The 26,637-nt window shown below is 73.3% G+C and carries 22 protein-coding genes and 4 pseudogenes; 6 read left to right on the forward strand and 20 right to left on the reverse strand.

Annotation, left to right across the window (positions count from 1 at the left end):
• The first annotated feature begins 245 nt into the window (after positions 1-245).
• The 3 genes from CCZ36_RS25400 to CCZ36_RS25410 all read left to right on the forward strand — a co-directional run bounded on the left by CCZ36_RS25400 (position 246) and on the right by CCZ36_RS25410 (position 2,537).
• Positions 246-1,073: a polysaccharide deacetylase family protein gene (locus tag CCZ36_RS25400; protein ID WP_069736948.1), complete on the forward strand. Its 828-nt coding sequence runs from the start codon at positions 246-248 to the stop codon at positions 1,071-1,073.
• A gap of 39 nt (positions 1,074-1,112) precedes the next feature.
• The gene (locus tag CCZ36_RS25405; protein ID WP_006127690.1) at positions 1,113-1,328 is read left to right on the forward strand and encodes an EF-hand domain-containing protein; all 216 of its coding nucleotides are present in this window, start codon (positions 1,113-1,115) and stop codon (positions 1,326-1,328) included.
• A gap of 150 nt (positions 1,329-1,478) precedes the next feature.
• Positions 1,479-2,537, forward strand: coding sequence for a CopD family protein (locus CCZ36_RS25410; RefSeq protein ID WP_069736947.1), 1,059 nt, complete (start codon positions 1,479-1,481; stop codon positions 2,535-2,537).
• A gap of 212 nt (positions 2,538-2,749) precedes the next feature.
• On the opposite strand, the pseudogene CCZ36_RS35110 reads toward CCZ36_RS25410, so the two are convergent.
• Positions 2,750-2,860: pseudogene (locus tag CCZ36_RS35110) on the reverse strand (IS5/IS1182 family transposase); the annotation flags it as partial.
• Between CCZ36_RS35110 and CCZ36_RS34880 the strand changes: the two are divergent.
• Positions 2,832-3,038 carry a hypothetical protein gene (locus CCZ36_RS34880; protein ID WP_164873455.1) on the forward strand — a complete coding sequence of 69 codons (207 nt, stop codon included), beginning with the start codon at positions 2,832-2,834 and terminating at the stop codon, positions 3,036-3,038. The pseudogene CCZ36_RS35110 and the gene CCZ36_RS34880 sit on opposite strands and share 29 nt — an antisense overlap.
• 66 nt (positions 3,039-3,104) lie before the next feature.
• Here the strand turns inward: CCZ36_RS34880 and CCZ36_RS25420 are convergent, their stop codons facing one another.
• The 3 genes from CCZ36_RS25420 to CCZ36_RS25430 all read right to left on the reverse strand — a co-directional run bounded on the left by CCZ36_RS25420 (position 3,105) and on the right by CCZ36_RS25430 (position 5,718).
• Entirely contained in the window at positions 3,105-3,749 is a 645-nt protein-coding gene (locus CCZ36_RS25420; protein WP_164873546.1) for a response regulator transcription factor, read from the reverse strand.
• Positions 3,740-4,858: a sensor histidine kinase gene (locus tag CCZ36_RS25425; protein WP_128819733.1), complete on the reverse strand. Its 1,119-nt coding sequence runs from the start codon at positions 4,856-4,858 to the stop codon at positions 3,740-3,742. The genes CCZ36_RS25420 and CCZ36_RS25425 overlap by 10 nt, the downstream gene beginning before the upstream one ends.
• A gap of 200 nt (positions 4,859-5,058) precedes the next feature.
• Entirely contained in the window at positions 5,059-5,718 is a 660-nt protein-coding gene (locus CCZ36_RS25430; protein WP_128819735.1) for a DedA family protein, read from the reverse strand.
• A gap of 851 nt (positions 5,719-6,569) precedes the next feature.
• Here CCZ36_RS25430 and CCZ36_RS25435 point away from each other — a divergent pair.
• Positions 6,570-6,884 (forward strand): annotated as a pseudogene (locus tag CCZ36_RS25435) (acyl-CoA dehydrogenase family protein); the annotation flags it as partial.
• A 70-nt stretch (positions 6,885-6,954) separates the two neighbouring features.
• On the opposite strand, the gene CCZ36_RS25440 reads toward CCZ36_RS25435, so the two are convergent.
• The 12 genes and pseudogenes from CCZ36_RS25440 to CCZ36_RS35975 form a co-directional block, all read right to left on the reverse strand.
• Entirely contained in the window at positions 6,955-8,448 is a 1,494-nt protein-coding gene (locus tag CCZ36_RS25440; protein WP_128818642.1) for a carboxylesterase/lipase family protein, read from the reverse strand.
• Positions 8,449-8,508: 60 nt separating this feature from the next.
• A pseudogene (locus CCZ36_RS35970) lies at positions 8,509-10,862 on the reverse strand (N-acetylmuramoyl-L-alanine amidase).
• A 214-nt stretch (positions 10,863-11,076) separates the two neighbouring features.
• Positions 11,077-11,943 carry a terpene synthase family protein gene (locus tag CCZ36_RS25450; RefSeq protein WP_443069819.1) on the reverse strand — a complete coding sequence of 289 codons (867 nt, stop codon included), beginning with the start codon at positions 11,941-11,943 and terminating at the stop codon, positions 11,077-11,079.
• Between the two features lie 493 nt (positions 11,944-12,436).
• On the reverse strand, positions 12,437-13,621 hold the full coding sequence (locus tag CCZ36_RS25455) for a zinc ribbon domain-containing protein (RefSeq protein ID WP_128818643.1): 1,185 nt from the start codon (positions 13,619-13,621) through the stop codon (positions 12,437-12,439).
• 1 nt (position 13,622) lies between these two features.
• Positions 13,623-14,198 (reverse strand): phage tail protein, encoded by a 576-nt coding sequence (locus CCZ36_RS25460; RefSeq protein WP_128818644.1) that lies wholly within the window; start codon positions 14,196-14,198, stop codon positions 13,623-13,625.
• Positions 14,195-16,155, reverse strand: a pseudogene (locus tag CCZ36_RS25465) (putative baseplate assembly protein). The gene CCZ36_RS25460 and the pseudogene CCZ36_RS25465 overlap by 4 nt, the downstream one beginning before the upstream one ends.
• Positions 16,155-16,631: a GPW/gp25 family protein gene (locus tag CCZ36_RS25470; protein WP_069741843.1), complete on the reverse strand. Its 477-nt coding sequence runs from the start codon at positions 16,629-16,631 to the stop codon at positions 16,155-16,157. Before CCZ36_RS25470 ends, CCZ36_RS25465 begins: the two are co-directional and overlap by 1 nt.
• Complete coding sequence (locus CCZ36_RS25475; RefSeq protein WP_069736938.1) at positions 16,628-16,945, reverse strand: PAAR domain-containing protein; 318 nt, start codon at positions 16,943-16,945, stop codon at positions 16,628-16,630. Before CCZ36_RS25475 ends, CCZ36_RS25470 begins: the two co-directional genes overlap by 4 nt.
• Positions 16,946-17,028: 83 nt before the next feature.
• Positions 17,029-18,813, reverse strand: coding sequence for a VgrG-related protein (locus CCZ36_RS25480; protein WP_069736937.1), 1,785 nt, complete (start codon positions 18,811-18,813; stop codon positions 17,029-17,031).
• Positions 18,810-19,532 (reverse strand): CIS tube protein, encoded by a 723-nt coding sequence (locus CCZ36_RS25485; protein ID WP_069736936.1) that lies wholly within the window; start codon positions 19,530-19,532, stop codon positions 18,810-18,812. Before CCZ36_RS25485 ends, CCZ36_RS25480 begins: the two co-directional genes overlap by 4 nt.
• Before the next feature lie 55 nt (positions 19,533-19,587).
• Positions 19,588-20,013, reverse strand: coding sequence for a phage tail protein (locus CCZ36_RS25490; RefSeq protein WP_006127700.1), 426 nt, complete (start codon positions 20,011-20,013; stop codon positions 19,588-19,590).
• Between the two features lie 72 nt (positions 20,014-20,085).
• Positions 20,086-20,304 carry a hypothetical protein gene (locus CCZ36_RS35975; protein ID WP_237302742.1) on the reverse strand — a complete coding sequence of 73 codons (219 nt, stop codon included), beginning with the start codon at positions 20,302-20,304 and terminating at the stop codon, positions 20,086-20,088.
• A gap of 1,921 nt (positions 20,305-22,225) precedes the next feature.
• On the opposite strand from CCZ36_RS35975, the gene CCZ36_RS35980 reads away from it, so the two are divergent.
• Positions 22,226-23,245, forward strand: coding sequence for a hypothetical protein (locus tag CCZ36_RS35980; protein WP_069740577.1), 1,020 nt, complete (start codon positions 22,226-22,228; stop codon positions 23,243-23,245).
• A 39-nt stretch (positions 23,246-23,284) separates the two neighbouring features.
• Here CCZ36_RS35980 and CCZ36_RS34900 read toward each other — a convergent pair whose 3' ends face one another.
• The 4 genes from CCZ36_RS34900 to CCZ36_RS25515 form a co-directional block, all read right to left on the reverse strand.
• Positions 23,285-23,443, reverse strand: a complete 159-nt coding sequence (locus CCZ36_RS34900) for a DUF6760 family protein (protein WP_003966147.1) — start codon at positions 23,441-23,443, stop codon at positions 23,285-23,287.
• The gene (locus CCZ36_RS25505; protein ID WP_069740576.1) at positions 23,440-23,943 is read right to left on the reverse strand and encodes a hypothetical protein; all 504 of its coding nucleotides are present in this window, start codon (positions 23,941-23,943) and stop codon (positions 23,440-23,442) included. The genes CCZ36_RS34900 and CCZ36_RS25505 overlap by 4 nt, the downstream gene beginning before the upstream one ends.
• Positions 23,940-24,380, reverse strand: a complete 441-nt coding sequence (locus tag CCZ36_RS25510) for a phage tail protein (RefSeq protein ID WP_006127703.1) — start codon at positions 24,378-24,380, stop codon at positions 23,940-23,942. The genes CCZ36_RS25505 and CCZ36_RS25510 overlap by 4 nt, the downstream gene beginning before the upstream one ends.
• Positions 24,381-24,442: 62 nt before the next feature.
• Positions 24,443-25,984 carry a phage tail sheath family protein gene (locus CCZ36_RS25515; RefSeq protein WP_069740575.1) on the reverse strand — a complete coding sequence of 514 codons (1,542 nt, stop codon included), beginning with the start codon at positions 25,982-25,984 and terminating at the stop codon, positions 24,443-24,445.
• Between the last annotated feature and the right edge of the window lie 653 nt (positions 25,985-26,637).

The following is a 26,637-nucleotide window of genomic DNA, read 5'->3' on the forward strand; positions in this document are numbered from 1 at the left end:
TATGGCAGATGGGTGACCCCGGTGCCAAAGCGACTTGTCCGAACATTTAAGGAACAAACGGGCAACTCTCGATTGAATCGCAGGTGTGCTCGGTCACTCGCCTGGCTTTCTATGCATTTTTATGGCAGTGCTTGAATGATTCATTGATCATCTGATGAACTGCGCAATCACCTCATTTCGGTCGGCGCGCCCCTACTGTGTCCCCGGGAACCGGTCGTACCCGTGGAACGTGAGGTGGTCGGGGCATGGACGGACGCAGGGCTCCGATGGGCCGCCGTGACGTGCTGGGCGCGGGGGCCGGTGCGCTGGCCGCCGCCCTTGCCGCGGGCTGCGCCGCCCCGGCCCCCGGTACCCCGGCCGCCCCCGGGCCCAGCGCCCCGGGCCCCACCGGATTCGCCGCCCCGGGCGCCGCCCCCGCCGCCCCGCGCCGCTTCCCCGGGCTGCCCTTCCGGATCGCGCACGGCCCCCGCGACCGGCCCCGCGTCGCCCTCACCTTCGACGGGCGGGGCGACCCGGACCTCGTCGGCACCGCACTCGCCCGGTGCGAACGGGCCGGGGCGCGCGTCACGGTCCTCGCGGTCGGCACCTGGCTCGCCGAGCACCCGGGACTGGCCCGCCGGATCCTCGACGGGGGCCACGAGATCGGCAACCACACCGAGCACCACCTCGACCTCGCGGCCCTGGACGAGCGCGCCGCGTACGAGGAGATCGCCGCCTGCGCCCGGCGGCTGCGCCGGCTCACCGGGTCCATCGGCACCTGGTTCCGGCCCTCGCCCACCGCCTACGCCTCCCCACTCGTCCAACGCCTCGCCCGCCGGGCCGGCTACCCCCACGTCCTCGGCTGCGACGTGGAGTCGCACGACCACGCGGCCACCCGCGTCGCCGCCGTCACCCGGAAGGTCGCCGGGGAGCTGCGCAACGGATCGGTGGTGGAGCTGAGCCTCGGCCGCCCGGTCACCGTCGAGGCGCTGCCGCTGCTCCTGGCCGAGATCGGCCGCCGCGGGCTGCACGCGGTGACGGCCACGGAGCTGCTGGCCCGACCGGCCACCGCCGTCACCCGGACGGCCCGATAATCTGACCCCCGACATTCGGCATCACGAAGGGGCGGAACAGTGGCGGACATCGAGTCGGCGCGCGCGGTATTCGAGAAGTTCGACGCGAACGGCGACGGCCTCATCACGGCCAACGAGTACAAGAGCGCGATGGCCCAGCTGGGCGACCCCTTCGTCACCGAGACGGTGGCGCAGGCGATCATCAACGCACACGACGCCAACGGCGACGGGCAGCTCACCTTCGACGAGTTCTGGGCCGCGCAGAACAAGGCCTGAGCGGAGCGGACGCGGAGCAGAGCGTCATCCGTCGCGGCGGCCGGTCCCGCGCTGCGGGGCCGGCCGCCGCCGCGTACGCCCGGAGGGACCCCTCCTGCCCGCCGTGCGCGGCTTGCTGTGGCTTTGTCCACCGACGAGGATCGAGCCGTGATGTTCTCCGGACCCCCGGCCGACCCGGCCACGCCGACGATGCCGGCAGACAGCGCGCCGAGTGCCGTGCCGCTCGTCGGCGAGACAGGCGAGATATCCGAGGGCGCGTCCGGGCCGACGCCGCCCCGCCGTTCGTGGACGGCCCCTCTCCTGCTCGGCGCGGCGGGCCTCCTCGCCCTTCTCATCGCGCTGTTCGGGCCCGGCCTCGTGGCCCGCGGCACCGGCGAACTCCGGATACCCGGCGCGGGGCTCACCACCGTGCTCCGCACCGTTCTGTTTGCCGCGCTCGCCCTCCACCTGGGCGAGCTGGTCGCCCCGCAGCTCATCCGGCCCGTCCGGGGCCGCCCCCGTACCGCCGTACGGAGCTGGGCCGTGCTCGCCTCGCTCGCCGGGGCCGCCGCCGCGGCCGGGCAGATCGTCCGGCTCGCCGCCGTCAGCGACCTCGGCATCACCGAGACCTACGGCACCCGCGAGGGCGGACTGCTCCTTCTCATCGCCAACGGCATGGTCGTCGCCGCCCTCTGCGCCGCGAGCAGACGCCCGGCCCTCGCACTCGCCCCGCTCGCCGTCGTCATCGGCGCGGAGGCCCTGCGCGCCCACCCGGAGGCGTACAGCCCGGAGTTCGGCGCCGCCCTCACCGTCGTCCATCTGACGGCCGCGTCGCTGTGGACCGGCGGCCTGCTGTACGTCCTGCGCACCATGTGGCTCTGGCGCGGCTCACCCGTCGCGGCCCGCGCCCTGCTCGGCCGGTACGCGCGCCTGGCGATCTGGCTGTACGTCGCCCTCGCCGCCACCGGCACCGCCTCGACCCTGCGCCGACTGCCGCTGGACGTGGTGTTCACCTCCGCCTACGGCCGCGCGCTGCTGCTCAAGCTGGCGCTGATGGCCGTCGTCAGCGCGCTGGCCCTGGCGGCGCGGCGGCGGATGCTCCGGGACACCGACCCGGCCGTCGCCCACCGCCTCGCCCGCCGCGAGCAGGTCGTGCTGGGCCTGGTCGTGGTGGTCTCGGCGGTCCTCACCGTCGTCCCCGACCCGCACTGGATCTCGCTGAGGCCCTGAGCTGAGACGTCGTCTCGGTAGGCGAGGTGCCGTCGGATGAACGGTGCTGTTCCCAGGACGAGTGCGGCGAACGCGGTCAGTCGTTGAAGGCCGGGCTGAGCGGCGGGGTTGCTGTGCTGGATGCCGTAGACCGCGTACCGGGTGGCGGCGAGGTCGGTCGCCATGATGGCGCAGGCGAGGCCGGTCCCTCGGCGTTTACCCCGGACCAGGAGCATGGCGGCGAAGGCCAGGAAGTGTTCGGCCTTGCGCTCGTAGCGGCGGTGCAGGCCGCGGCAGCCGCCCGGCCAGGGCATCGTGCGCTCGATCGTCCAGCGATGCAGGCCCCCGTTCGCGGCGGAGCACCGGGGCGGGATCACCGTCTTCGACTCCACAGGGTTCGCGCTCGAGGACAACGTGGCCTTCGACGTCCTGCTCGAACTCGCCGCCGAGGCGCGCCTGGGGGACCACCTCCGGATCGAGCAGCTGCCGGAGGACGCGCTCAACCCCTACGCCTGCGCGTAGGCGTGTCGCGGGCCGTCCCCACCGCTGCCACCGACGGGGACGGCCCGTTCCGCACCGACGACCGGCCTACGACTCCAGGTAGCGGAGGACCGCCAGGATCCGTCGGCTGTAGCCGGTGGTGTGGGTCAGTTCCAGTTTGTCGAAGACGGCGTTGAGGTTCTTCTCCACCGAACTCAGCGAGATGTGCAGCTTCTGCGCGATGGCCGTGTTCGTGTGGCCCTGTGCCAGCGCCTCCAGGACCGTCCGCTCCCGGCGTGTCAGCCGCGCCAGCGGGTCCCCGTGGGTGGTCCGGATGACCAGCTGCCGTACGACCTCCGGGTCGATCGCCGCCCCGCCGGCGTGGATCCGCTCCAGGGCGTCGAGGAATTCCTCGACCTGCGCCACCCGGTCCTTCAGGAGGTAGCCGACCCGCTCGGCGTTGGACGCGAGGAGTTGGGCCGCGTAGTTGCGCTCGATGTGCTGGGAGAGGACGAGCACGCTCACCTCGGGAAAACGCTCCCGGATCTCGACGGCCGCCCGCAGCCCCTCGTCGGTGTGGGTCGGGGGCATCCGGATGTCGACGACGACGATGTCGGGCCGCTGTTCCTCGACCTCCTTGAGCAGCGTGACGGCGTCCCCGAGGGCCGCCAGGACCTCGTGGCCCTCCTCGACGAGGAGCCTGACCAGGCCTTCTCGCAGCAGGGTCGAGTCCTCGGCCAGGATTACGCGCACGGCAGCTCCGCGGTGATGGTGGTCGGTCCCCCGAGGGGGCTGTGGATGTGCAGGACGCCGTCGAGCGCGCCCACCCGGCTGCGCAGTCCGGTCAGCCCGCTGCCGGTCTCCCCCGCGCCGCCCGTACCATCGTCCTCGACGCGTACGGTGAGTCGCGCCTCGTCGCGCGTCACCGCCACGGAGATCGCCGAGGCGGAGGAGTGTTTCGCCGCGTTCGTCACGGACTCCGACACGACGAAGTAGGCGGCGGTCTCGACCGGCCGGGGGAGCGGGCCGTCGACGTCGAAGCGGGTCCGCAGCGGAATGGCGCACCGCTCGGCGACCCCGCCGAGGGCCTCTTCGAGCCCGAGGTTGTCGAGCGCCGAGGGGTACACCCGCCAGGCCACCTCGCGCAGTTCGGTCAGCACGCCCTGGGACTCCTCGTGCGCCTGGCGCAGCAGCGCGTCGGCCTGTTCGGGGTCGCGGCCCCGGCGGGCCCGGCCGATCAGCATGGCGAGGGCCACCAGACGCTGCTGGACCCCGTCGTGCAGGTCGCGCTCGATGCGCCGCCGTTCGGTGTCCACGGCCTCGACGACCGCGGCCCGGCTGGTGGCGAGTTCGTCGATACGGCGCTGGAGCAGCTCCCGCTCGGAGGGACCGAAGCACTCCCGGGCGGTGCGGGTGTCGAGCGCGGCCAGCGAGTACAGACCCTGGACGTCGAGGAAGAGGAGCACGCTGCCGAGGAGGACCTGGGTGAGCAGCTCGTCCCAGCCGAGGGTGCCCCGGGCCACCCCGTACGCCAGGATGCCGGCCAGGAGGGCGCCGAAGGCCAGGAGTCCGATCACGACCGCGCAGAGAAGCCCCGTGCAGCTGCGGACCGCGAGGTAGCGGAGGATCTTCTGGTCGGAGGTCTTGTAGTGCCCGGGGAAGAGGTCGCCGAAGAAGACGGAGCGGCGGGCCCGTTCGAGGGTGACCAGGCGCCGGGCTCCGGCCATCAACAGCACCAGGGCGTGGGCCCGGGTACGCGGCCAGAGCAGGAACGGGCCGACGGCCGTACCGACGACGAGGAAGTACAGAGCGCCGACGAGCGCGGTCACGCAGCCGACGAGGGACCCCAGGCCGCGTCGCAGCCAGGGCGGGGTGGTCGTACGGGTGACGGTCTCGTCCTCACCGGAGCCGTTCCCGCCGGACTCGGCCGGCGGTCGGTCGGGAGCGGTACCTGCTAAATCCCGTTGCACGGGCCTCGAGACTAGTGCGCCCGTATAGCCCGGGCAAGATCGCCCGGGCGGTACGGAGAGAGGGGTCCTGCAGTCGGGGCCGGGGCCGAGGGTCACGAGGCGCGCCGGTGGGACCGGCTGCGGCCGCGCAGCCGGACGGCCACGTAGGCCGCGAGGGCGATGACGACGAGGACCAGGACGGTCTTCGACAGGACACCGACGTAGGTCTCCACGACGTCCCACTGGTCGCCCAGCCAGTAGCCGGCCATCACGAGGATGCTGTTCCAGATGAGGCTGCCGAGGGTGGTGAGCATGATGAACAGGGGCATGGGCATCCGTTCGACCCCGGCGGGCACCGAGATCAGGCTCCGGAAGATCGGCACCATCCTGCCGAGGAAGACGGCCTTCGTGCCGTGCTTGGCGAACCACTCCTCGGTACGGACCAGGTCCGAGGGCTTGACCAGGGGCAGCTTCCCCCAGATCGCGTGCATCCGCTCGCGGCCGAAGAGCATTCCGATCCAGTAGAGCGCCACCGCGCCGACCACGGAGCCGAGTGTCGTCCAGAACAGCGCCGAGGCCAGGCTCAGTACGCCCTGACCCGCAGCAAAGCCGGTCAGCGGCAGGATGACCTCGCTGGGCAGGGGCGGGAAGAGGTTCTCCAGGGCGATGGCGAGGCCGGCTCCCGGACCGCCCAGCGTGTCGACGAGGTCGGCGGCCCAGCCGGCGACGCCGCCAGCGGGCTGCTCGGCGATCGCCAGGACCGTGTGGTTCATGGGGCTCATAAGGGACTCCAAGCCGACGGGGACGGTAGGGGCGGGCTGCCCCGTCCTTCTTCCTCAAACTTAGAAATCGCTGCTCAGCGCCGGTATGAGGGTTGCCGCTCGCCCTGGTGCTGTACTCCGCACTTCCCACCCTGCGGAAAACCGCAGGGTCCGGGGTGCGGGGGCCGGAGGTCCCGCCGCCGGACGGCCCCAAGACCGTACGGCGGCTGTGCGAAGGCCGTGCCGGCCGCGCTGATCCGTTCCTGCCAGGACCCCGGGAATCCCTGTTCCTTTCCGCGGGGTCTACGTTGAATTTCTTTCGAGCCGAACACGGCCCGCCCGCCGGATCACCACCGCGGTACGTCTCGAGGTGCCCCGGATCCCCGCCGGGCGCGGACGACATCGGAGCCCGCCCTGGCCACCGTCCCCTGAACGGCGACGACGGTCACCCCCGACCGCCGTCGTCCCGACCGCCGGGGTTTTCGCCGCAGCGCCGCCCGCGTACCCGCACAGCGGCGAAGACTCCGGACGTCCCCCTTCCGCAGCGGCCCGGCAGGCCCACGCCCCCGGGGAAGCCACTGTGTCCCATGTCTTCGTCACCGCGTTCGACACACTCCTGGACGGGTCCGACCAGGCGCTCGGGCCGTTCGGCGCCGCCGTCAACGCCGAGCTCGACCGGCGGGAGGACTTCCCCGCGGAGGCCTGCGCCGCGCTCGACGCCCTGGGCCTGGCCGCCCACTGCGTCGACGTCCGGCACGGCGGCCGGTTGCGCGACATGCCCGAACTGGTCGGCCTCCAGCGGGCCGTGGCCCGCAGGGACCTCACCGCCCCGGGTGCGCCGCACCTAGGGCGAGGCGGCGGCCGCGCTCGACGTGGCCGAGACCGTGGTCGAGGTCGCCGCCCGACCCATCCCCACCCTCACCCCGGAGCTCGCCCTCGTGCCCGCCGTCACCAAGGCCCTCGTGCCGAACCTCGTCCAGGACACCCTGGACAGGATCACCGAACTCCTGGGCGTGCGGGGTTTCCTGAGCGAGGGATACCTGGACGGCTCGTTCGCCAAGCTGGAGCGGGACCACCGGATCGTGGCGGTGCTCGACGGCAGCGCCGCCGTCACTGGTACGCGGTCTACGGCATCCAGCACAGCAACCCCGCCGCTCAGCCCGGCCTTCAACAACTGACCGCGTTCGCCGCGCTCGTCCTGGGAACAGCACCCTTCGTCCGACGGCACCTCGCCGACTGAGACGACGTTCAAGGGCGATACGGATCCCAGGTCCGCAGCTCGTCGTCGCGCGGGGCCAGGACCACGGACGGACCGTCCCGGTCGTCCCGGTCGTCCTGGGCGAAGAACCGCACCGGGCGTCGCGCGTCCCAGGCCGGCCACCCCGGGTCCCCGTCCGTCGCGAAGTCCACCCACGCCCGGTGCATCGCGTCCGCCAGCACCTGCGGGGCGTCCGGGCCGGTCAGGGCCTGGGTGTCGGGGTGCGTGAGCGTGTCGAAGACGAAGCCCAGCTCCAGGGCGTGGCAGGCGCCGAGCCGCTGTACGGGGGTGCGCCAGCCGAACTCGTACACGTACGTGGCACCGGGCGCGTCCGTCCGGGCGTCGGCCAGCCGGTTGAGCGGGACCCGCAACAGCAGGTCCGTCGCGAGCGCGCCGAGGATCTCACCCGGCGTGGCGTCCGGGCGGTTGGCACGGTAGGTGCGGGCGGTCGCGTTCGGCACCCGGAACTTCAGCAGGGCCAGGCGCAGCTTCAGCCGGCTGATCCCCTCGGTGAGGCCGCCGGGCACGAACCAGAGCCGGTACTCCTCGGTGTTCGTCCCCAGCAGCAGGTCGACGCCGGTGGACGCGCCCGTCCGCAGCGCTTCCGACGGGTCCTGCGGCAGCAGGTCGCCGTCGACGACCAGCTGGAAGGAGTTGCGGCCGGTCAGGGGGTTTCCGCCGCTGGTGACCTCGGTCTGCGCGGTCAGCAGCTCCTCCGGGTCCACGGCGGCCAGTGCGGCGGCCGTCGCGGGGACCCCGAGCCGCTTCGCGATCAGCTCGGTGGTCCCGCGCGCCGCGTCCGGGGGAAGCGCGGCGGGCGCCCCGCTCTGGAGCACCGCCCGCCGGAAGAGCCCCGCCGACCGGGGCGCGGCCAGCAGCCCGGCGACGGAGATCGCGCCCGCCGACTCCCCGGCCACCGTCACCCGGTCCGGGTCGCCGCCGAACGCCGCGATGTTGTCGCGCACCCACTCCAGGGCGGCCAGCTGGTCCAACAGGCCCCGGTTGGCGGGCGCGTCCGGGAAGACGCCGAAGCCCTCGACGCCCAGGCGGTAGTTGACGGAGACGAGGACCACTCCGTCCCGGGCGAACGCCCACCCGTCGTACACCGGCACCGCCGAAGAGCCGTGCACCAGCGAGCCGCCGTGGATCCACACGAGGACGGGCAGCCCGGCGGCCCGGTCCGGCTCCGGCGAGGGCGTCCACACATTGAGGTTCAGCCACGCGTCGCCGGGCACCGACGGGTCCGGCAGCAGCCGGTCCAGCGGCGGGGCGTAGGGCCGCTTGGGGGCGGTCGGACCGTACGCCACGGCCTCGCGCACCCCGGTCCACGGCTCCGGCGGTTCGGGCGCGCGGAACCTCCGCGCGCCCACCGGCGCAGCCGCGTACGGGATGCCGCGGAAGACCGCGACACCCCGCTCCACCGCCCCGCGCACGGTGCCGTGCCCCGTCGTCACCTCCGGGGCGCCCGCCACGATGTCGGTCATGGTGCCTGCCAACTCCTCTCGCGGTGCGGTGGTGCGGCCGCCTGCTCGGGACGCGGGCGGTTACTTCAGGTAGACCAGCCCGTCCGTGGTCAGGGTCGGGCGGCCCGTCGTGCCGACGACGACGATCTTGACCGTGTGCTTGCCGCTGACGGGCCACGACGTCGTCCAGATCGCGTCCCGGTACTTGGTGGTGGCGGACTTCAGGTCCACCGTGGCGGCCTTCTTGCCGTCGACATAGACGTATGCCTGCCCCGAAGTGGCGGCCCGCGACACCACCCAGGCGGCTGACCGGCCGGTGAACGTCCAGGCCAGGCTGGCGTTCTTGGTGCCGCTGGAGTACGACTTGCCGCCCAGATAGCTGCTGGAGGACCTCGTCGTCCAGGTGCCGGTCTTCGTGGCGGCGGACTCCTGGAGGATCACCGGGGTGCCGGAGACGGAGGCGGCGGCCGTATTGCCCGCGTGGTCGTACGCCGTCATCTTCCACGCGGTCGCCGTGCCGGGCTTCGCGGTGTGCGAGGCGCTGCCCGTGGTGGGGCCGTACGTCTTCGCGACGGGCGCGGTGAGCCGGACCTCCTTGAGGGCGGCGGTGTCCGTGGCCTTCCACTTCAGGGTGAGCGGGACGGCGGTGGCGTTCACCGTGCCCGCGCGCAGGGTGAGGGCGGGCTTGGTGGAGAAGACCGGCGGTGTCGTCTCGGCGACCACGGTCGCGGCCGGGGAGAGCGAGGTCTTCCCCGACTGGTGGGTGGCCCGGACCTGGACGGTGTGCTTGCCGGCGGCGAGGGTGGCGGCGGCCGAGGTGACGTCGCCCTTGACGGTGGCCACGGGCTTTCCGCCGACGAGCAGTTCGTAACTCCTGACGAGGGAGGCGGGCGTGGTCGCCCGCCACCCGACGGTGATCTTCGACCGGGTGTAGTACGTGGAGCCGGAGGCGCTCGCCCCGGTCACCGAGGCGATGGCGAGCCCGGTGACGGGCCCGGCGGCCAGCGAACGGACGGCGGGGAGCTGGGCGTACAGGCTTCCGCCGGGGCATTCGGTGTTGAACCCGTCGCGGTGCCCGGAGATCTGCTGGAAGGGGTAGGCCTGGCCCGCGGTGAACGGCTTCCCGGCGAAGTTCTTGCCGTTCGCCCCGGCGGTCAGCTGGACCGAACCGGCCGGGTCGCCCCGGTACTGGCCGAGCTTCCACGCGGCGACGCGCGCGACCGCGGTGGTGGCCGCGGTCGCGGCCCGGGTGTCCGTGTACATGCCGATCACGGCGATCCCGGTGGTGTCCCGGTTGAACCCGTAGGTGTGGGCCCCCATCACGGGCCGGTCCACGCCGCCCTTGCGGCCCTCGAAGACCGTGCCGCACTTGTCGACGACGAAGTTGTAGCCGAGGTCCTTCCAGCCCTGCGACTTCACGTGGTACGCGTGCAGACCGCGCACGATGGCGGCCGAGTCGGCGCAGGAGTAGGCGTTCGTCTGCGCGGTGTGGTGCACGAAGACGGCCTTGACCCCGTCCAGGTAGTCGGGCGCCTCGCTGTTGAGAGATTCGTCCGCCTTCCAGTCCGTACGGGAGACGATCGGCGGCTGCGGAACGGTGGACGGCGGCGCGGGCGGGACCGTCGGCGACGGGGAACCGGTGGGCGTCGTCGTGGGCGAGGCGGACGGCGTCGGGGACGCGGTGCTCGGGGTGGGGGTGGGGCTCGGCGGCGGTGCGGGGAGGGGGACTCGACGGTCGGGGTGGGCGACGGCTCGTCCGTGGGCGTCGCGCCCGGCTCCTCCGCGGGCGGGGTGACCGGGGGCTCCTCGCCGGGCGAGGGCTCGTCGGAGGGGGGCTCGTCCTCGGTGAACGCGGCCGGTTCGGCGGCGAGCGGGGAGGGTTTGGCGCCGGACGGTGCGGTGTCCGATGCGAGCGGGGCCGGGTCGCCGCCCGGGTCGACCGTGTCGAGCCGCAGCCCTTCGGGCAGCCCGGCCCGAGCACCGTCGGCGGTGCTCACCCGGACCTCGACGCCGTCGGAGGGGCCGACCCAGCGGGGTTCGGTGGTGCCCCGGACACCGGACCGGCCGGCTTCGGTACGCCCGTCGACCTCCGTGTCCAGCGGCAGCCAGCCGGTCCATTCGCCGGTGGCGGCCGACCGGGTACGGGCCTCGACCCGGCCCGTCACCTTCGCGGCCGGGTCGGTCCAGGTGACGCCGAGCAGGCTGAAGGGTTCGGTGTCGCGGGGCGCGAGCGAGGCGGAGCCGCCGTCGGCGGAGGTCTTCAGCGCGGTCCGGTGCACATCGGCCTTCACCGGGGAGGCCTTGGCGTCCGCCGCGCGTCCGTCGCGGCCGGGGCCGGGGCCGGAGGCGCCGGTCACGCCCTGGAACACCAGGACACCCGCCACGGCCGCCGTGGTGACGGCGGCCGTGGTCCAGATTCTTCGCTGAGCTTTCACGTGTGATCCCCGGGAAACGACGTGGACGGGAAGGCAGGGCGTTCCGGCCGGTCGGTCGCTGACCGGGGGCACGACGGTGTCGTCGGCCCGGTCGGTGGGGCGACCCGGGACATGTTCGCGGGCCCAGTCTTCCATGCGCTCGGACCGGGGTGGCCGGGCCCCCCGGGGGCCCGGCCACCCCGGTCCGAGCCGCGTGCTCAGCCGTTCAGGCCGTTCAGGCGGCGAAGTACTGGGACAGCGAGTCCCGTTCGTCCAGCTCCACCAGATCCGGACGGGTGTAGCGCTCGGCGCGCGCGTGGTAGTCGAAGTCGCCCCGGACGAGCCCCCGGTAGTCCTGGACACAGCGCTCCAGGGCCGCCCGGGTCGGGCCGGTGATGCCCGCCGCCTCGATCTCCTCGATCAGTTCCTTTTCCGCCCGCTGCACCCGCTCGGCTATCCGGGCCAGTTGGATCCCGGCCTCGTCCACGGCTTCCTGGAGGGTGCATCCCCGGTCGCGCTGAATGAGGCGTACGGCGTTGTGCTCGTAGCCCAGAGCGGCTTCCTTCTCGAAGGAGCAGATGTCATTGCAGAGCCCGGAATGATCGGTGACCGCGTTCCGCAGCGCGATATACGCGGGCAGGCTGCGGGAGGATTCCGGAAGATCGATTTCCGCGGTGATCTCGTGCAGGCAGAGAAAAGGCTGCATGGCGACCGAATCCCGCCGGTGCTTGGCGAATTCGGACCGGCTCGGCACCTGCCCGGCCGCCCGCTCGACGGCCTCGGCGTAGTACGTCCACAGCCAGGCGGCGGTGTCCCGCCGGAACTGCCGGTTCCACTGTGACGACCGCCCCGGGCAGGTCCGGTCCCGCAGCCCGGCGAGCGCCCGCTCCATCGGTCCGGTCGGCGCGGCCCCGTCGAGGACGTCCACCAGGCGGGTGATCGCCTTCTCGCACATCAGCGGATTGCGTCCGGCCGGCCCGTCGTCGAACTCGTCGTCCACCAGGAAGGCCCAGAAGAGCCATTGACAGAACAGGTCGAGATGGTCCTGCGAAGCCTTCGGGAAGATGAGGGATATCCACAGTTCGGGACGGGTCCGGATCATTTTCTTCCGGGCCGGAACGGACAGGTCGAGTCCCTCGGATTCGGCCCATTCCCAGGCGGCCTCACGGGTTTTCGCCAGGCCTGGGTGGCATCCAGCACTCTGGAACGGCATATGAAACGCCGGTAACGTGATCTGGCTCATTGCTGCCCCTCGTCTGATGAATACGGGCGGACGATGTGAACGGCACATTCCGGGTGACGGAGCGGGGGACGGGCCCGTCGGGACGCGGCTGTCGGAGCCTCGGCGGCCGGGAGCGGAGCGCCGTCGAGAGGCAGGAGGGCTGGCCAATCGCTGTGCTCCTTCCTCCGCCGGGTGGTGCGGCACCGGGGCAGGGCCGACGAGCCGGTGGGCGGGTGCGTCACCATGGGTGATGCCCAGTCAACCCCGTGTGGGGGTTCCGAGGGAAGCCATATGTGACTGAAATTGTTTGATCGTCAATAACTCTCTGATCGTTACTGAGGCGTTGGTGAACTTGTGGGGCGACAGCCCTGGCTCAGGTGCGCCGGAAGAACTCGACCTCGCCGACCGCGACCGGCCGCCCCTCGCCCTGCCCGGTGGCCTCCCGCAGCACCAGCTCGACGGAGCGGACGTCGCTGATGCCCATCCGCACCGTCTGCTTGCCCGGCTTGTCGTTGAAGGTCACCGCTTTCCGGTGCACCTTGCCGTCCTCCGTGGTGACGAGCAGGTCCGCCCGGGTCGGTCGCGCGCCCCGCCGGAACTCCTGCGGCTCCTTCGACACTCCGGTGTGCACGACGATGCCGACCAGCCGGAACGGCGCCCCGAACGAGCAGGTCAGGGACGCGTCGAGCGCGGGCGCGCCCCAGTACTCGTTCGTCAGACCGTCGACCGCCGCGCTCGCCGGATGACCGGGAGCCGCCGCGCTCGCGGTCACCCCGGTGGGGCTGATCTCCGCCGTGCCGCCGAGCTTGTCCCGGACGTCCTCGTAGACGTACCGCCCCAGCGGGAAGAACAGGAAGCCCGCGGCCACCAGGCCGGCCACGGCCAGCACCAGCAGCGTCCGCCGCAGCGCCCGGCCCGAACCGCCCCGCATACGCCGGCGGAAGGGCCACACCGTGCGCCACCACGGCAGGGCGGCGGGCTGCTCCCGGACCTGCAACGGAGCGGCGCACCGCCGGCAGAACTTCCGCCCGGCCAGGTTCGGCGTGCCGCAGGCCGGGCAGGGCGGCCCCTCCGGCGCCTCGTCCGCCGCCACCGGCCGCACGACGGGCCGCCGGGCCACGGGCCGCGCCGGCTGAACGGCCCGCACCGGCTCGTCCACCTCGGACGCGGCGCCGGAAGCCGACCCGGACGGGGGCGCGGACGCCGAAGCCGACACCGGTGAGGATGCCGGGACTCCGGGGCGTACGGGGTCGGGCGCGGCCTCCGGGGCTGGAGCCTTGGCCTCGGTCGCCGGCTTCGGCGTCGGCCCGCGAGCGGGCTCGGGGACCGACTCCGGCTCCGGCCTGGCTGTCGGCTTCGCCCTCGGCTCGGGGGCGGGCTCGGGGACCGGCTCCGGTTTCGGGAGCGGCTCCGGTGTCGGGGGCGGCACCGGTTCGGCCTCCCGCGTGCGCCCCTGCCGTACGGGCTCCGAGGACCAGCCCAGGTACGTCCCGCAGTTGCCGCAGAAGTCGTCCCTCTCGCCGTTGGCCGTACCGCATGCCGGGCACGAACGCGTCACGTCAGCCTCCAGTCTCTTCGGGCGGGCCCGGCAGGACCTCCACCCGGCAGGTCAGGTGCACCGGGCACGAGGCGGTGGCGACCTCCAGGACGCGGTGGGCGTCCACCGCTTCCACCCGGTCGCCCGCGCGCACCGGCCAGACCCGGACGAGGAGTTCACCGGTCGGCGGCGGCGGAAGGGCCGCCCCCGACTCGACCGACCAGGTGGCGCCCCCGCCGTCCCGGACCTCCGCGTGCACCCCGCAGACCAGCCGCAGCCGCTCGACGAGACCCCGCCGGGTGCCGCGCCACCGGTGCAGCTCGACGGCGCGTGCGACGACCGCCCGGCGCAGCTCCACCGGCCACGCCGGATCGGCCTCCACACCCACCCAGGACGCCAGCCACGGCAGGAAGTCGGCCGGGGCGAGCGCCGGGTCGACGTACGCGGGAAGGTTGTCCAGCGTGGACAGGACCGGGGCCAGCACCGTGTCCAGGCCCGCCGTGAACCGCTGGGCCAGGTCGTCGTCCGCGTACAGGGCGGGCAGCAGCTCCCCGATCGGGTAGCGGCTGGGCAGCCCGGGTACCGCCGCCCGCGTCATACGGCCTCACCGGTCCCGCTCGCGGTGACCACCACCTGGTGCTGGTGCGAGAAGACCAGGGCCCCCGGCGCCACGTCGACCCGGTCCACCGCCGCCCCGCGCCTGCCCGTGATCGGATCCGCCGGGAACAGCCGGACGTCCTCCACGAGCCCCGCCCCCTCCACGTTCTGGAGCACGGCGAAGACCTCCCCGTACTGCACGGGCCTGCCGAACGGCCACCCCCGCCCGTCCGCCCCACCCCGCAACGGGTCGATGTGGCGGAACAGCGCCTCCAACGCCCGCACCCGCACCCGGTCCACCTCGCCGGGCGCGGCGACCAGCCGGGCGACGACCGTGACGCCCTGGTAGGCGGGCGGTTCGACGATCAACCGGGTGCCGACCAGGCGCCGTTCGTCGAGCCGCTCGGTGACCGTCCTGAGCACCGCGTCCGACGGGATCAGCTGCTCGAACCGCACCTGTCCGTCCTCGTCGGCCACCGCGTCCGGCACCACCAGCACCCGTACCGCGCCCGCCTCGCCCGGCACGGCGGGCAGGCACCGCACCCGGCGCAGGGACGGCGCGGCCTCCCGGGCGATCAGCTCGTAGTCCTCGGCGGTGACGGCCCGCTCCTGCACCCGCAGGATGGTGGGCGCGCGCACCTTGGCGTTCTCGACGGTCTCCCCGTCGACGCCCCCGGTCGCCGCCTCGCGGTTGTTCACGCCCGCGACGTACGGCACGGAACTGCGCAGCACGGAGATCGCGCCCCGGGCGACGTTCCCGTCCGAGCCGCCCCCGTGCGGTAGCGCGGGACGCGGAGCCGGGCGCCCTTCGCGGGCACCGCCCCGTACGCGCGCATCGTGCCGTCCGGCTCCCGCACCTCCGGCGGGAACGCGAACTCCCCGGCGACCGCGTCGACCCGGACGTGCCGGTCACCGGGCCCGGACGCGCCGAAGTGCTCGACCGGGGTCCAGCTCTCCCAGCCCTCGTCCGTCGACACCTGGACGACCGGCGGGTCCCCGTCCAGAAGCAGCGGCGCCCGGCTCACCGTGAACCGCTGCCCGGCGACGCCCTCCGACACCCCGAGCGGCACGTCGAGGACGGTCTCCGCGTGCTCGGCCGTCGTCGTGCCGCCGACCGTGAACACCTCGGCCTCCCGGATCGTCGGCGACTCCGAGTAGAACGGCTGGCCCGGCTCCGGGGCGGTCACCCGGCAGCGCAGCCATCCCGCCCGGGTCCCGGCCACGACGGACGCCGTGTGCCCGGCCGGGACGAACACCACCACCTCACCGGGCCGGTTGAGGCCGCCGGTGGAGTCGGTGCCGGTCGCGCAGGTCACCCAGCGGGCCCCGTCCCACGCCTCCCACACCAGCGGCGGCTGCCGCGGATCGACGCCCACGCCCTCCACCCGGCTGTCCAGCCGGACGGCGACCATGCACCGGGGCACGGCCGTCGGCAGCCCGAAGAGCAGAGCGTCACCGGGCTCCGGCCGGGCCTGGAAGCACGGGATGTCCTTGCCCGCGCCCAGCGGCGCCGTCCGGTCCGTCTGCTCGCCCGACACCGGCGCGGTCACCAGCCGGACCAGCGAACTCGGCACGATCGGCAGGTCCTCGGAGGTGGAGAACACCACCGGCTCCTCGGCCTCACCGCGCGCCGTGGCCACCTCCGTACCGGCGGGCAGGTGCACGGTCTCCGGCTGCGGCGCGGACAGCCAGAAGTCGATCTCGGCCCGCGCCGCGGTCGGCGGGAACAGCGTCACGCCGAGCAGATCGAGGAAGGCCGCGTAGTTCTTGTCGGGCACCCGGTTCAGCCGGTACAGCAGCTGGTCGACCATGTACGCGAACGTCTCGATCAGCGTGACTCCGGGGTCCGACACATTGTGGTCGGTCCACTCGGGGGAGCGCTGCTGGACGAACCGCTTGGCCTCGTCCACGAGTTGCTGGAAACGCCGGTCGTCCAGGTTGGGTGAGGGCAGTGCCATCAGATCCTCCCCGCTTCCTGAGAGGTCTCCGAGGCCGCCCCCGCAGTGGCCGAACCCTCGGACGACGGGATCGTGTAGAAGGGAAAGACCAGGTTGCGCAGGTCGTTGGTGGCCCGCACGGTGTAGTGCACGTCGATGTAGAGCGTGCCCTCCTCGACGGCGTCGAAGGCGACCGCCACATCCGTCACCTCGATCCGCGGCTCCCACCGCTCCAGCGAGGTGCGGACCTCCTGCGCGATCCGCCCGGCGGTCGCTCCGTCGCCGGGCGCGAAGACGTACTCGTGGATGCCGCAGCCGAACTCGGGGCGCATCGGCCGCTCGCCCGGCGCGGTGCCGAGGATCAGCCCGATGGCCTCCTCGATCTCCTTGTCCCGTTCGACCAGGGCGATCCCGCCCGTCGGCCCGGTCCGCAGAGGGAAGCCCCAGCCGCGCCCGATGAAGCCGCCGCCGCGTCCGGCGTATCCGTCGCCGTTCACATCGGGCCTCCGATCAGAACGTTGAACGCACCGCTGACGATGGGCGCGCCACAGGTGGTCGTGTCGCCCATCCGAGCCGCGGGGAGCCCGCCGATCAGCACCGCGCCGCCGATCGCGGCGGCCGGGTTGGGCATGATCACGTTGCCGGGGCCGAGCGCCGCGTGCGGGGGGACGACGCACCCGTGCAGGCTTCCGGTGACGGCCGCGGGCCGGCCGCCGATGAGCACGGTGGCCACGGCCACCGCGCCCGGGGGCGGGGTGCCGATGAGACCGCCGTGGGCGGTGCTGTCGCCCGTGCGGGCTGCGGGGGGCATGGCCGGGGTTCTCCTTGCTGTGGGAAGGGGGGCGAAGGGAAAGGGAGTGAGGGGGCGAGGGGTCAAAAGGAGCTGTCGGGCGGTCAGTTGATCCTGATGAGCTTGGCCTTGAGGACCGCGAGCAGTCCGCCGTCGACCGTGACTCCCGTCTTGCCGTTGACGGTCACCGAGCGGCCCTTGATGTTCACGTCGCCCGTGGCACCCGCGTCGAGCGTGATGCCCGAGGCGGACAGCGTCACGGAACTCAACTCGCGTGTCCCGCCCCGTGCTTTGACGGTGAGCGTGATCTCGCCCTTCTTCTCGTCGAGGACGACGTCGAGCCGTTTGTCGCCGGTGGCGATCCGCACCCCCGCCGGCCCGCGCGGGGCATCGAGCAGCTCCAGCCGGTTCCCCGAACGGGACACCAGGGAGCGGCGGTTGACCTTGCCGCTGGTCGGGTCGACGAGCGGGACATCGTGCGGGGAGGGCTTGTCGACCCCGTTGTAGAGCCCGCCGAGCACGTACGGGCTGTCCAGCAGCCCCTGCTCGAACCCGACCAGCACCTCGTCGTTGACCTCGGGGCTGAACACCCCGCCGCCGCCCTGGCCGCCCCACTGCACGGTGCGGACCCAGTCGGTGACGTACGTGTCGTCGAGCCAGGGGAACTTCAGGCGCACCCAGCCGCGTTGACCCGCGCCCTCCTCGCGGATGTCGGTGACCACCCCGATCGCCAGACCCGGCATGCGCGGGCCGCGCGAGGGGGCGTTCGCACCGGCGGTCAGCCCGGAGAGGGACCGGTCCGGCGAGGCGCTGACGATCACCGTCGTGCGGTAGCCGGTGTCCGGTTCGAGGACGTGGTGCGCGGCGGTCGCGGTGTAGCGGCCGGAGAACGCGGGCCCCACGTTGCCGAGCGCCACCGGCATGCCCGCCCGCAGCTGCGGATTGCCGTACGCCACCGCCTCGACCTCCCCGAACCCGGCGCTGACGGACGCCGCCAGCGCCCCGGCCACGGCCCGGGTCTCCGCCTGGGTGCGGTACGGGGTGTCGGCGATCGTCGTCCGGGAGCCGCCGGAGCCGAAGATCTGCGCCGCGTCCGACGGGCTCATCCCCGGGGCGACGGTGTCGCTGCGCACGGACTGCTGCCGGGCCACCAGCCGGGTCTTGGTGTCGACGTTCCAGCCGCGCACCTCCACGCTGTCCGACCCGTCGGCACCGGTCAGCACCGCGCGCAGGGCCAGCAGGTTGTTCCCGTACTCCAAAACCATCGGATTGCGCGTGGCGGACGTCGACGGCGAAGGGGCCGAGGAGGCCGGGTCCGGCTTCGTGAACTGCAACAGGCCCTTGTCGTCGACCCGTACGGTGGCCCCGCTCTCGGCCGCGAGATGCTGGAGGAACTCCCAGTCCGACACGTTCGGCTGGGTCAGCTGCTTGTACGTGACCGGCGCCGCCTCGATCCGCCCGCAGGCAAGACCCGCCCCGGCGGCGACCTCGCGGACGATGTCCGCCGTCTTCATGTTCCGGTACGCCACCACCTTCCGGCCGCGCTGGAGCCGGTGCGCCTTGGAGAACGCCCGTACGACGGTGAACGACCCGGTGGTGTCGGTGTCCAGCTCGACCGCTGTGACCTCCCCGGTGAACAGCCGCTCGCGCGCCCGGTCCTGCACGGTGACCACGGAGATCTTCAGCGGGGTCCCCATACCGATACCGGTCTTGGTGAGAAAGGTGTGGTCGGGGTCCCGGTACATCAGGACGGCGGTGTCCGGCAGGCCCACGTTCTCGTCGACCACACAGCTCACCAGCTGGGCGGCCCAGGCGGCGGGCAGCTCGGCGGGCGCCTCGACGATCGGGTCGGCGGCGAACGAACGGCCCGGGGACTCCTTTCCGCTCATCGGCCGCCCTCCGCCGCGTGGTCCTCGCGACCGGGCACCAGAAGTTCCTGGCCGGGCGTCAACCGCATCGGGTCGTCGATGCCGTTGGCGTACGCGATGGTGCGCCACGCGGTGGCGTCGCCGTACTCCCGCCAGGCCAGCAGCGGCAGGCTGTCCCCGGCCACCACCCGGTGCGTGCGCCGCGCCTCCTTCGAACCGGAGGTGGGGTTCTGGCCCGCCGGGTCGACGCTCGCCTCCTCGATCGAGAGGGAGCAGGTGGCGCGCAGCGGCTTACCGTCGACGTCGAACAGGGTGTACGAGACCGAGAGGTTGGAGAGCACCCCGTCGAACGACGTCGTCCTCGACGTTCCCCAGTCGAACCGCACCCAGGGGCTGGCGGGCGTCTTGCGGGCCAGACTGCTGGGGGTGGGGACACAGGCGGTCATCAACTGCTCCACGGCCTTCTCCACGGAGTTGTCGTGGGTGGCGGTCGCGTCGAGGAACACCTCCAGCGACAGGGCGCGGGGCCCGCTGCCGACGAACTCGGGCAGCGCGGACTGCCCGGCCATCCGGGACGGGGTGCGCCGCCACTCCGTGCTCTTGCTGAGCGAGAGCTTGGCGGGGTTGAACTGCAACGTGAGGCGGGCGAGCGTGCCGCCGGGCTTGGCGCCGACGGACGACGGCGGCTCCATGATGGTCAGTTGGGCACGAGCGCGGCTCGCGCGGAGAGCGGGTGACATTGCGTTCCTCCTTCCTGCGTCCTGGTCCTGTCCCTGGCGGACGCGCTGTTCTCCGTCAGGAGGGCTCCAGGCCCTCGTGCGCGATCTCCAACGTCTCGATCGCCGCTTGGGAGTTGGCCGGATCGAAGGACGGCCCCTGCCACCGGACCGGCACGATGCCGTGGACCTGCCAGCTGATGATCCGGCTCAGATCGGGGCGCAGCGCCACGATCTCGCCGTCCTTCGGCTCGACCCGCTGGATCGTCTCGTTCAACCAGCGCGCGATCTTGAGGGTGTCGGTGGTCACCGGGCGGGTCAGCGTGATGTTCGTCCAGGTGATCCGCCCCGGCAGCTGCCAGGTGAAGCCGTTGTTCCCGCCCTCGGCGTACGTCTCCATCTCCACCTCGGCGCCCAGGCCCGAGCAGGTGTGGAACGCGCCCAAGTCGCTGCCGCCGATCGCGAGCTTGAAGAACACGCTCGTCGCGAAGATGTTGTCGGTCATGCGCGTCTCTCGTCTTCTCTGCGGTCTGTCGTGCGGTACGAGCGTCGGGAGGGGGAACCGGTGCCGGTGCGGTCACCGGCGGCCGTCGTGCAGCCGCCCGCCGCGTTCCCGGCCCCGGCGCAGATCGGCGCGGATGAGCCGGCTCACCGGGTCGAGGAGCCGCCGGGCCAGCTCCTCGATCTCCGTCCCGCTCAGCCGGTTCGCCGGGGGAGCGTCGGAAGCGTCGGTGGGGCCGGTGGCCGCCCCCGTCGCCCCGGTAGCGGGCTTCGCCGGGGCGGCCTGGACGGGCACCCCGGTGACGCCCCGGTAGCGGGCTTCGCCGGGGCGGCCTGGACGGGCACCCCGGTGACCCCGACGCTGGACCGCCTGGGCCCTGGACTCCGGGCGGCCCGGCCCGGCACTCCGCGCGGGCGGGCGGGATGGCACCCGTACGGAGGGAGGCGGGGATCCGACGGGAGCGGCACCGCCCCCGGGGGCCGGCCCGGCGGCCGGCGGACCGGCGCCGTCGGGCACGACCGGCATCGCCTGACGCTGTACGGGTACGGGAACGGCGTCCGCCGACCGGGGCGCCGCGGGCGGGTGGGGCCGGACGACGGGTGGCTGCGCGGGACCCGGTTGCGGGGCACGGCGGGCCACCGGTCCGGAGGCCTGGTGCGGCGGCGCGACGGGAGGCACGGGCGAGGACGTCGCGGCCGGCGCGGAGCGTCGGACGAGTCGCTGGAGCACGTCACCGGCGGACGGCCCGCGCCGGGGGCCGGTCGCCGCGGAGCGCTGGACCGTGGCTCCGGCCGTCGCACCCGAGGGTGCCGGCTCCGGGGCACCGGTGCCCCGTCCGTCACCGGCGCGTGCCCCGGCAGGCTCCGGCTGTGCCACGTCGCGCCGCCAGGTGGCCGCGACGACCGGGCGGGACGATCCGCCGCCCGTCGCCACCGGGGGCCCCGAAAACCCTTCGGGGGAGCCGGTGTTGATGCTCAGGGGCCGGTCCGGGAGCAGGGTGCGTGCTCGCTCGATCCTGAGGGAGGGCGTGGACCTGGACGTGGGTGCCGTGCCGCCGGAGCCGTGTGCCGTCGCCGTGCCGTTCCGGGGGACGGGCCGGATGCGTACCGGGGGCGGGGGAGCGGCGGCGGCCGAGCGCTGGACGGGGGCGGGGCCGGGCCCGGTCGAGGGCGCGGTGGGTTCGGCGGGCCTGTCGGGAACGGCGGGGCCCGGCCTCACGGGCATCGCGGCGGGTGGGGCCGGCGGTGCCGGGGCGGGGCCCGGGTCCCGGTCCGGGTTCGGGCGCGTCACGGTCGACGGAAGGTCACCGAGCAACGGAGCGACACCGCCGAGCCGGGCGTTCGGCGGCAGCGAGGGGAGCGGCGCACCGATCCCGCCGCGCACCCGGGGGGAGGCGTTCGGGCCGACGGCCGGCGCGCGCCGCACCGAGGGGAAGGGGTCGGACCGATTCGACGACGGCTGGCGCCGTGCCGGTGGCCCGGCCGGACCGGAGGACGAAGGCGCGGATTTCACGGGTGCCGCGGGTGCTGGGGGTGTTGCGGGTGCTGGGGCTGGAGGGCTCGACGGCCTGACAGGGCCCTGCGGGGTCGGCGGCGATGTCTGGCGTTGCAGCACCGGCATGGATGCTGCTGGAGGCACGGCACCGGGAGCGGACGGAACGACGCCGGCCGGTCCGTCGTTACCCGCCGGCTCGGCCCCGGCGGGCATCGCCCGCAGCGGCTTGCCGAGGGCCGGGCGTACCGCCTCGGGGGCGAGCCGGCCGGGGGCGGAGCCGAGGTCGGAGGGCGGGGGAGCGGGCCGGTCCGGGGCGACCGTGCCCGTACGGTCCGGGGCGACCGACTCCGTACGGTCCTGACCGCTCCGCCGCTTGGGGGCGGCTCGCTGGACCGTCGTCGGTGCGGCTGTCGAGGACGCCGCCGAGAGGGAGGCGGGGAGGGGCGGGCCGGCGGGTGTGGCAGGCGCGGCGGGCGCGAGGGCGGTGATCTGCCGCAGCGGCATGGCCGGACGTCGGGCCACGGTCAGCGGCGGCGTGATCCGCTCCGGACGCACGGCAGCGGGCCGCGAGGGCGGGCGGACGGCAGCCTCGGCGTTGTTCCCGGTCCCGAGCGTGGGCCGGCCGGGAACGGAGAGGCCCCCCAGAGGCGCGCCTGAGCCGCCCGAGCCGGATGAGCGGCCCGAGCCGCCCGAATCCGACGATCCGGACCGGAGCGATGACATGGACGAGCCCGCCAGGGCCGAGGAGTTGGACGAGGTCGCCGATCCGGCCGCAGACGGGGTCGGCGACCCGGAACCGGCCGTGTTCGCGGGCCCGGATATCGACCCGGACCGCGCCGCATGCGCGGACCCGGACGCCTCCACGGACCGGGCCGGGCCGACCGGCCCCGCCGTACCTGACGCGGCCGTACGTCCCGTCGAAGCTGTCGAGCGCGACACGTACACCGTCCCCGGCGCACCCGGTGATGACGACCGGTCGGCGGGTTCGAAGGCACCCGACGACTGGTTCCCGGGCCCCGGAGCACCCGAGGACGACCGGCCCCCGGGCCTCGGGGCTCTGGACGACGACCCCGGCCCGGCCCCCGGAGCGCCGTCGGCCGACGACTGTGACGTAGCCCCCGAAGCACGCGACGAGGACGGTTTCCCGGGCCCCGCCGGACCCGACGACGACCGGCTCGTGGCCGACCGGCCGCCGGAAGCCGCCGACCGCCGGACCGGCGGCGACCCCGGGCCCGGCTTCCTCGCCCCCGTCTCCGCACCCGTTCCCGTGCCGCGTGCGGATGTCCTCCCCGCCGAGGCGGACGGCAGGCCCGTAGCGGGCCCGAGGGGCGCAGCCGGATCGTCGGCGTCGGCGGGCCGGACCGCGCGCAGCAGCAGCGGGCCGCCGGGGGACGCCGAGGGGCGTGCGGAGCCCGGGCGGGCGACTCCGTGGATGAGGCCGACCGGGGCCGACGGCAGGACGGCATGGCCGAGTTCGCCGCCGAGGGACGGGTTCTGCCAGGAGGCCAGGCGCGAGCGGAACCGCAGCCCGTCGCTCACCCCGATCGAGGACCGGGCGACGGTCACCGACGGCGGGGCCACCCGCCGCCATCCGCCGTCCCAGCCACCGTCGCCTTCGACACCGCCCCCGGCCCCGCCGGACGCAGCGCCCCCGGCGGGGCCGGCCGGCACAGCCGACACGTCGTCGCGCACGCCCCCGCCCCGGGTCTCGCTCTCCCGCGGCGGAGCCGCAGGCCCCTGACGGCCCGTCCGGCGCAGCCAGTCCCCGAACCCCACACGATCACCCGCCTTCGTTGACGCGGGTGTTGATCCGCGCTATCTCCCGCACCCACTGCTGACGCTCGCCGTGGGTGAGGTCGAGAATGTCCTCACGCTGCCAATGGAAGTGGTAGGCGACGTACGCGATCTCCTCCCGCAGCCGGGGAAGCGCGTACGTCACGATTCCCCCAGGCGCCCACCCGAGAGGTCCACCTCGAACGAGCCGTGGCACAGCGGGCAGGTCACCGCGGCATGCGTGTGGCCCTCGCTGTTGATCCGGCGGTAGAAGTCCTGGAGGAACGCCACGTCGGTCGCGTACATCCGCTCGACGATCCCCGTGTGGACATCGCTGATCGGGCCGAGCCGCGTGATCACCTGGGCCAGCAGCACCACGGACAGGTACGCCGGGTTCTCCTTCACCCGCAGGTCGATCTGGGGCTTCAGCTCGTCCCGGGCCGTCGCGAGCCGCATGGTGCCGTCCCGGTGCACCTGGCCCTCGTCGTCGACGTACCCGCGCGGCAGCTCGAAGGCGAACTCCGTCTGCAACGTCTCCCGTTCGCGCCGGGGCGCACGGGCGGGCGCCGGGGCGACCGGGGCCTCCTGGCGGGTGGCGGTCGCGGCGGCCAGGTTGTCGAGGGTCTCCTCCAGCCCGGCGCCCGGCGTAACGGTCCGGCGCCTCATTCGACCACGATCTCCTCGAAGGTGATGGTCACCGTCTCGGTCGCCGCGCTGGACTCGCCGGCCTTGAGCGAGGGTCCTTCCCACTTGGAGGCCCAGCCCTGCATCAGCTGGATGCGGCGGACGGTCTCACCGGTCGAGTCCTTGATCTCGATCGTGAGGTTCTGCCGGGCGGTGTCGACGGCCCCGTTGTTGAGGGTCTCCTTGATCCAGGTGGTGAACTCGCTGCTCTTGTCGAGCCCGCGGGTGATCGTCACCTCGCCCGCCTGGCGGGCGCCCGGCTGCTTGCGGATGATCTGCTTGCCGTCGGCGGTCACCTGACGGACCTCGACGACTTCTTCCTCGACGGTCATGCCGCTGATCTCCTGGATGGACTCCACGAGGTAGCCGCCGAGCTGAACGCCGAAGACGTGGGTGGAAAGAGCGTCGCCCTCTGCCATGACTGTGTGTCACCTGTTCCGGTTGCGGTGGTGCTGCGGGTGGTGGGGAAGGACCGCGAGGGTCACTCGTCGACGAGGCTGGTGCTGTCCGAGAACTGCGAGAGCCGGAAGATCACGAACTCCGCGGGCTTCACCGGCGCCACCCCGATCTCGCAGACGACCTGACCGAGGTCGATCGACTCCTGGGGGTTGTTGCTCCGGTCGCACCGCACGTAGAACGCCTCCTCGGCGGTGCGGCCGAACAGGGCCCCGCGGCGCCACTCCTCGGTGAGGAACGCGGTGACGTTGCGCCGGATGCTCGACCAGAGGCGGTCGTCGTTCGGCTCGAACACCACCCACTGGGTGCCCAGGAGGATCGATTCCTCCAGGTAGTTGAAGAGACGCCGGACGTTGAGGTAGCGCCAGGCCGGGTCGGAGGAGAGGGTGCGGGCGCCCCAGATGCGGATGCCGCGGCCGGGGAAGGCGCGCACGCAGTTCACCCCGATGGGGTTGAGGAGGTCCTGCTCGCCCTTGGAGAGCCGGATCTCCAGGTCCACCGCACCCCGGATGACCTCGTTGGCGGGAGCCTTGTGGACTCCTCGCTCGTTGTCGCTGCGCGCCCAGACACCGGCCACGTGACCGCTCGGCGGGACCAGGGAGTTGCGGCCGCTCGCCGGGTCGAAGACCTTGACCCACGGGTAGTAGAGGGCGGCGTAGCGGGAGTCGTAACCGGCGTCCTCGTTGCGCCAGGTGCGGACGCGCTGGGCGTTCATGCCGGGCGGGGTGTCGAGGACGGCGACGCGGTCGCCCATCTGCTCGCAGTGCGAGATGACGGCGAGCTGCACGGTCTTGACGCCCTCGGCGTCGATGTCGCCGCGCTGGAAGGCGCTCATCAGGTCCGGGACGGCGACCATCGTGATCTCGTCGATCGCTTCCAGACCGGCGAACCCGGTACGCGCGGAGGCGTCGCCCACGTACTCGGAGGCGTCGAGCCGGGCCACCCCGTTGCCGGGCGCCGCCGCCGTCGCGGGGGCGAGGGCCACGGTCTGCTTCTCCGGGCGGCTCTGCGCCGTGCCGGGCTGCTCGGTGACCTGGATCAGCCGGGAGTCGCGGGTCTGGGCGACCAGGTAGCCCTTGACGTTCTTGCGGGTGGAGACGTCGTAGGTCTCCACGGCCTTGCCGCCCTGGCGCACCAGCAGCCGGAAGCGGTCCTCCGGCGGGTTCTCGCCCTCGGCGTCGGCGATCTCCACGGAGAGGCCGTCGCCCGTGCCGGGCTTGGCGGAGACCAGGAAGCCGCCGAGCGCGACGGGTGCGGGGGCCTGGGCGACGGACCCCTGGCCGGCGGGGTCGGCGCCCTGCGCGGGACCGCCGATGCGCACGATGTAGGCCGCGCCGCCGCCGTTGGCGAAGAAGCCGTAGACGGCGTGTGCCAGATAGGTGTCGGCGGTGAAGGCGCCGAACGTCTGCACGTACTGGTCCCAGTTGGTCACCAGCGTCGGCTGGTGGAAGGGGCCCGTCCCCGCGAAGCCGACGAAGGCTGCGACCGCGGTGCCGACTCCTTCGATGGGCCGTGCTCCGGACTGCACCTCCTCCACGTAAACACCGGGGGTGAGGTACGACGGCATGCTCGCTCCTTCTGGACGGTCACTCGATCACCGCCCAGTCTTGACCGGCCGCGCGGGCCGGGAGTAGGTCCCTGGGGCCTGGACACGGGGCAAGGAGCCTGCCCTTTCCGGGCCCTCGTACGCCGGGTAACCCTGCCCTCGGCGGCCCGGCCGGGACTCTTCGCCCCTATTCCCGTTCGCCCACGCGCATTCCACCTTCCTCGTGAAGAGAACGAGAACACCGTCACAGGGAAGGCGGCAACCCGGCGGCATCGGCCGGGGTGCGGGGGAAAGGGCGGACGGCGCGCCGGGGACCCCATGTGTTTGGTATCTCTTTTTCCCGGTAAACCGGCGATGGCCCATAGCCGTCCGGGGGTGCGGGGTAAACGCGCCGAGGGGATGTGATTCGGCCAGAATGAGCCGGGAAGACTGGCGGATTCGATCGGGTGCGGACGAGGGAAACGGGCGCGAAAGCGCTCCGAACGGGCATCGGCCGACCTTCGGCGAACCGTCAGTACCGCTCCTGAGCAGGCCCGTTCGTGCATGCGGCCACGTGTAGCGGATATTCTTCCGGTGCCGCTGGCGTCGCGGACGACCGATCCGGGGGAGATCTCCGATGCGGTGGGGAGGGTGAATTCGCCACCGCCCGGCACGCCGGGTTTCCTCCCGGCCGG

It is taken from the genome of Streptomyces sp. S063, from assembly GCF_002832675.1.
Lineage (GTDB): Bacteria > Actinomycetota > Actinomycetes > Streptomycetales > Streptomycetaceae > Streptomyces > Streptomyces sindenensis.

Bases quoted from the DNA above. Each gene is read 5' to 3' on its own strand.
- CCZ36_RS25515 (WP_069740575.1), bottom strand. From the start codon at position 25,984: ATGCCGTCGTACCTCACCCCCGGTGTTTACGTGGAGGAGGTGCAGTCC.
- CCZ36_RS25460 (WP_128818644.1), bottom strand. From the start codon at position 14,198: ATGACGCGGGCGGCGGTACCCGGGCTGCCCAGCCGCTACCCGATCGGG.
- CCZ36_RS25440 (WP_128818642.1), bottom strand. From the start codon at position 8,448: ATGACCGACATCGTGGCGGGCGCCCCGGAGGTGACGACGGGGCACGGC.
- CCZ36_RS25410 (WP_069736947.1), top strand. From the start codon at position 1,479: ATGTTCTCCGGACCCCCGGCCGACCCGGCCACGCCGACGATGCCGGCA.
- CCZ36_RS25450 (WP_443069819.1), bottom strand. From the start codon at position 11,943: ATGATCCGGACCCGTCCCGAACTGTGGATATCCCTCATCTTCCCGAAG.
- CCZ36_RS25505 (WP_069740576.1), bottom strand. From the start codon at position 23,943: ATGAGGCGCCGGACCGTTACGCCGGGCGCCGGGCTGGAGGAGACCCTC.
- CCZ36_RS25490 (WP_006127700.1), bottom strand. From the start codon at position 20,013: ATGACCGACAACATCTTCGCGACGAGCGTGTTCTTCAAGCTCGCGATC.
- CCZ36_RS25430 (WP_128819735.1), bottom strand. From the start codon at position 5,718: ATGAACCACACGGTCCTGGCGATCGCCGAGCAGCCCGCTGGCGGCGTC.
- CCZ36_RS25485 (WP_069736936.1), bottom strand. From the start codon at position 19,532: ATGTCACCCGCTCTCCGCGCGAGCCGCGCTCGTGCCCAACTGACCATC.
- CCZ36_RS25475 (WP_069736938.1), bottom strand. From the start codon at position 16,945: ATGCCCCCCGCAGCCCGCACGGGCGACAGCACCGCCCACGGCGGTCTC.
- CCZ36_RS25510 (WP_006127703.1), bottom strand. From the start codon at position 24,380: ATGGCAGAGGGCGACGCTCTTTCCACCCACGTCTTCGGCGTTCAGCTC.
- CCZ36_RS35980 (WP_069740577.1), top strand. From the start codon at position 22,226: ATGGACGAGCCCGCCAGGGCCGAGGAGTTGGACGAGGTCGCCGATCCG.
- CCZ36_RS25480 (WP_069736937.1), bottom strand. From the start codon at position 18,813: ATGAGCGGAAAGGAGTCCCCGGGCCGTTCGTTCGCCGCCGACCCGATC.
- CCZ36_RS25400 (WP_069736948.1), top strand. From the start codon at position 246: ATGGACGGACGCAGGGCTCCGATGGGCCGCCGTGACGTGCTGGGCGCG.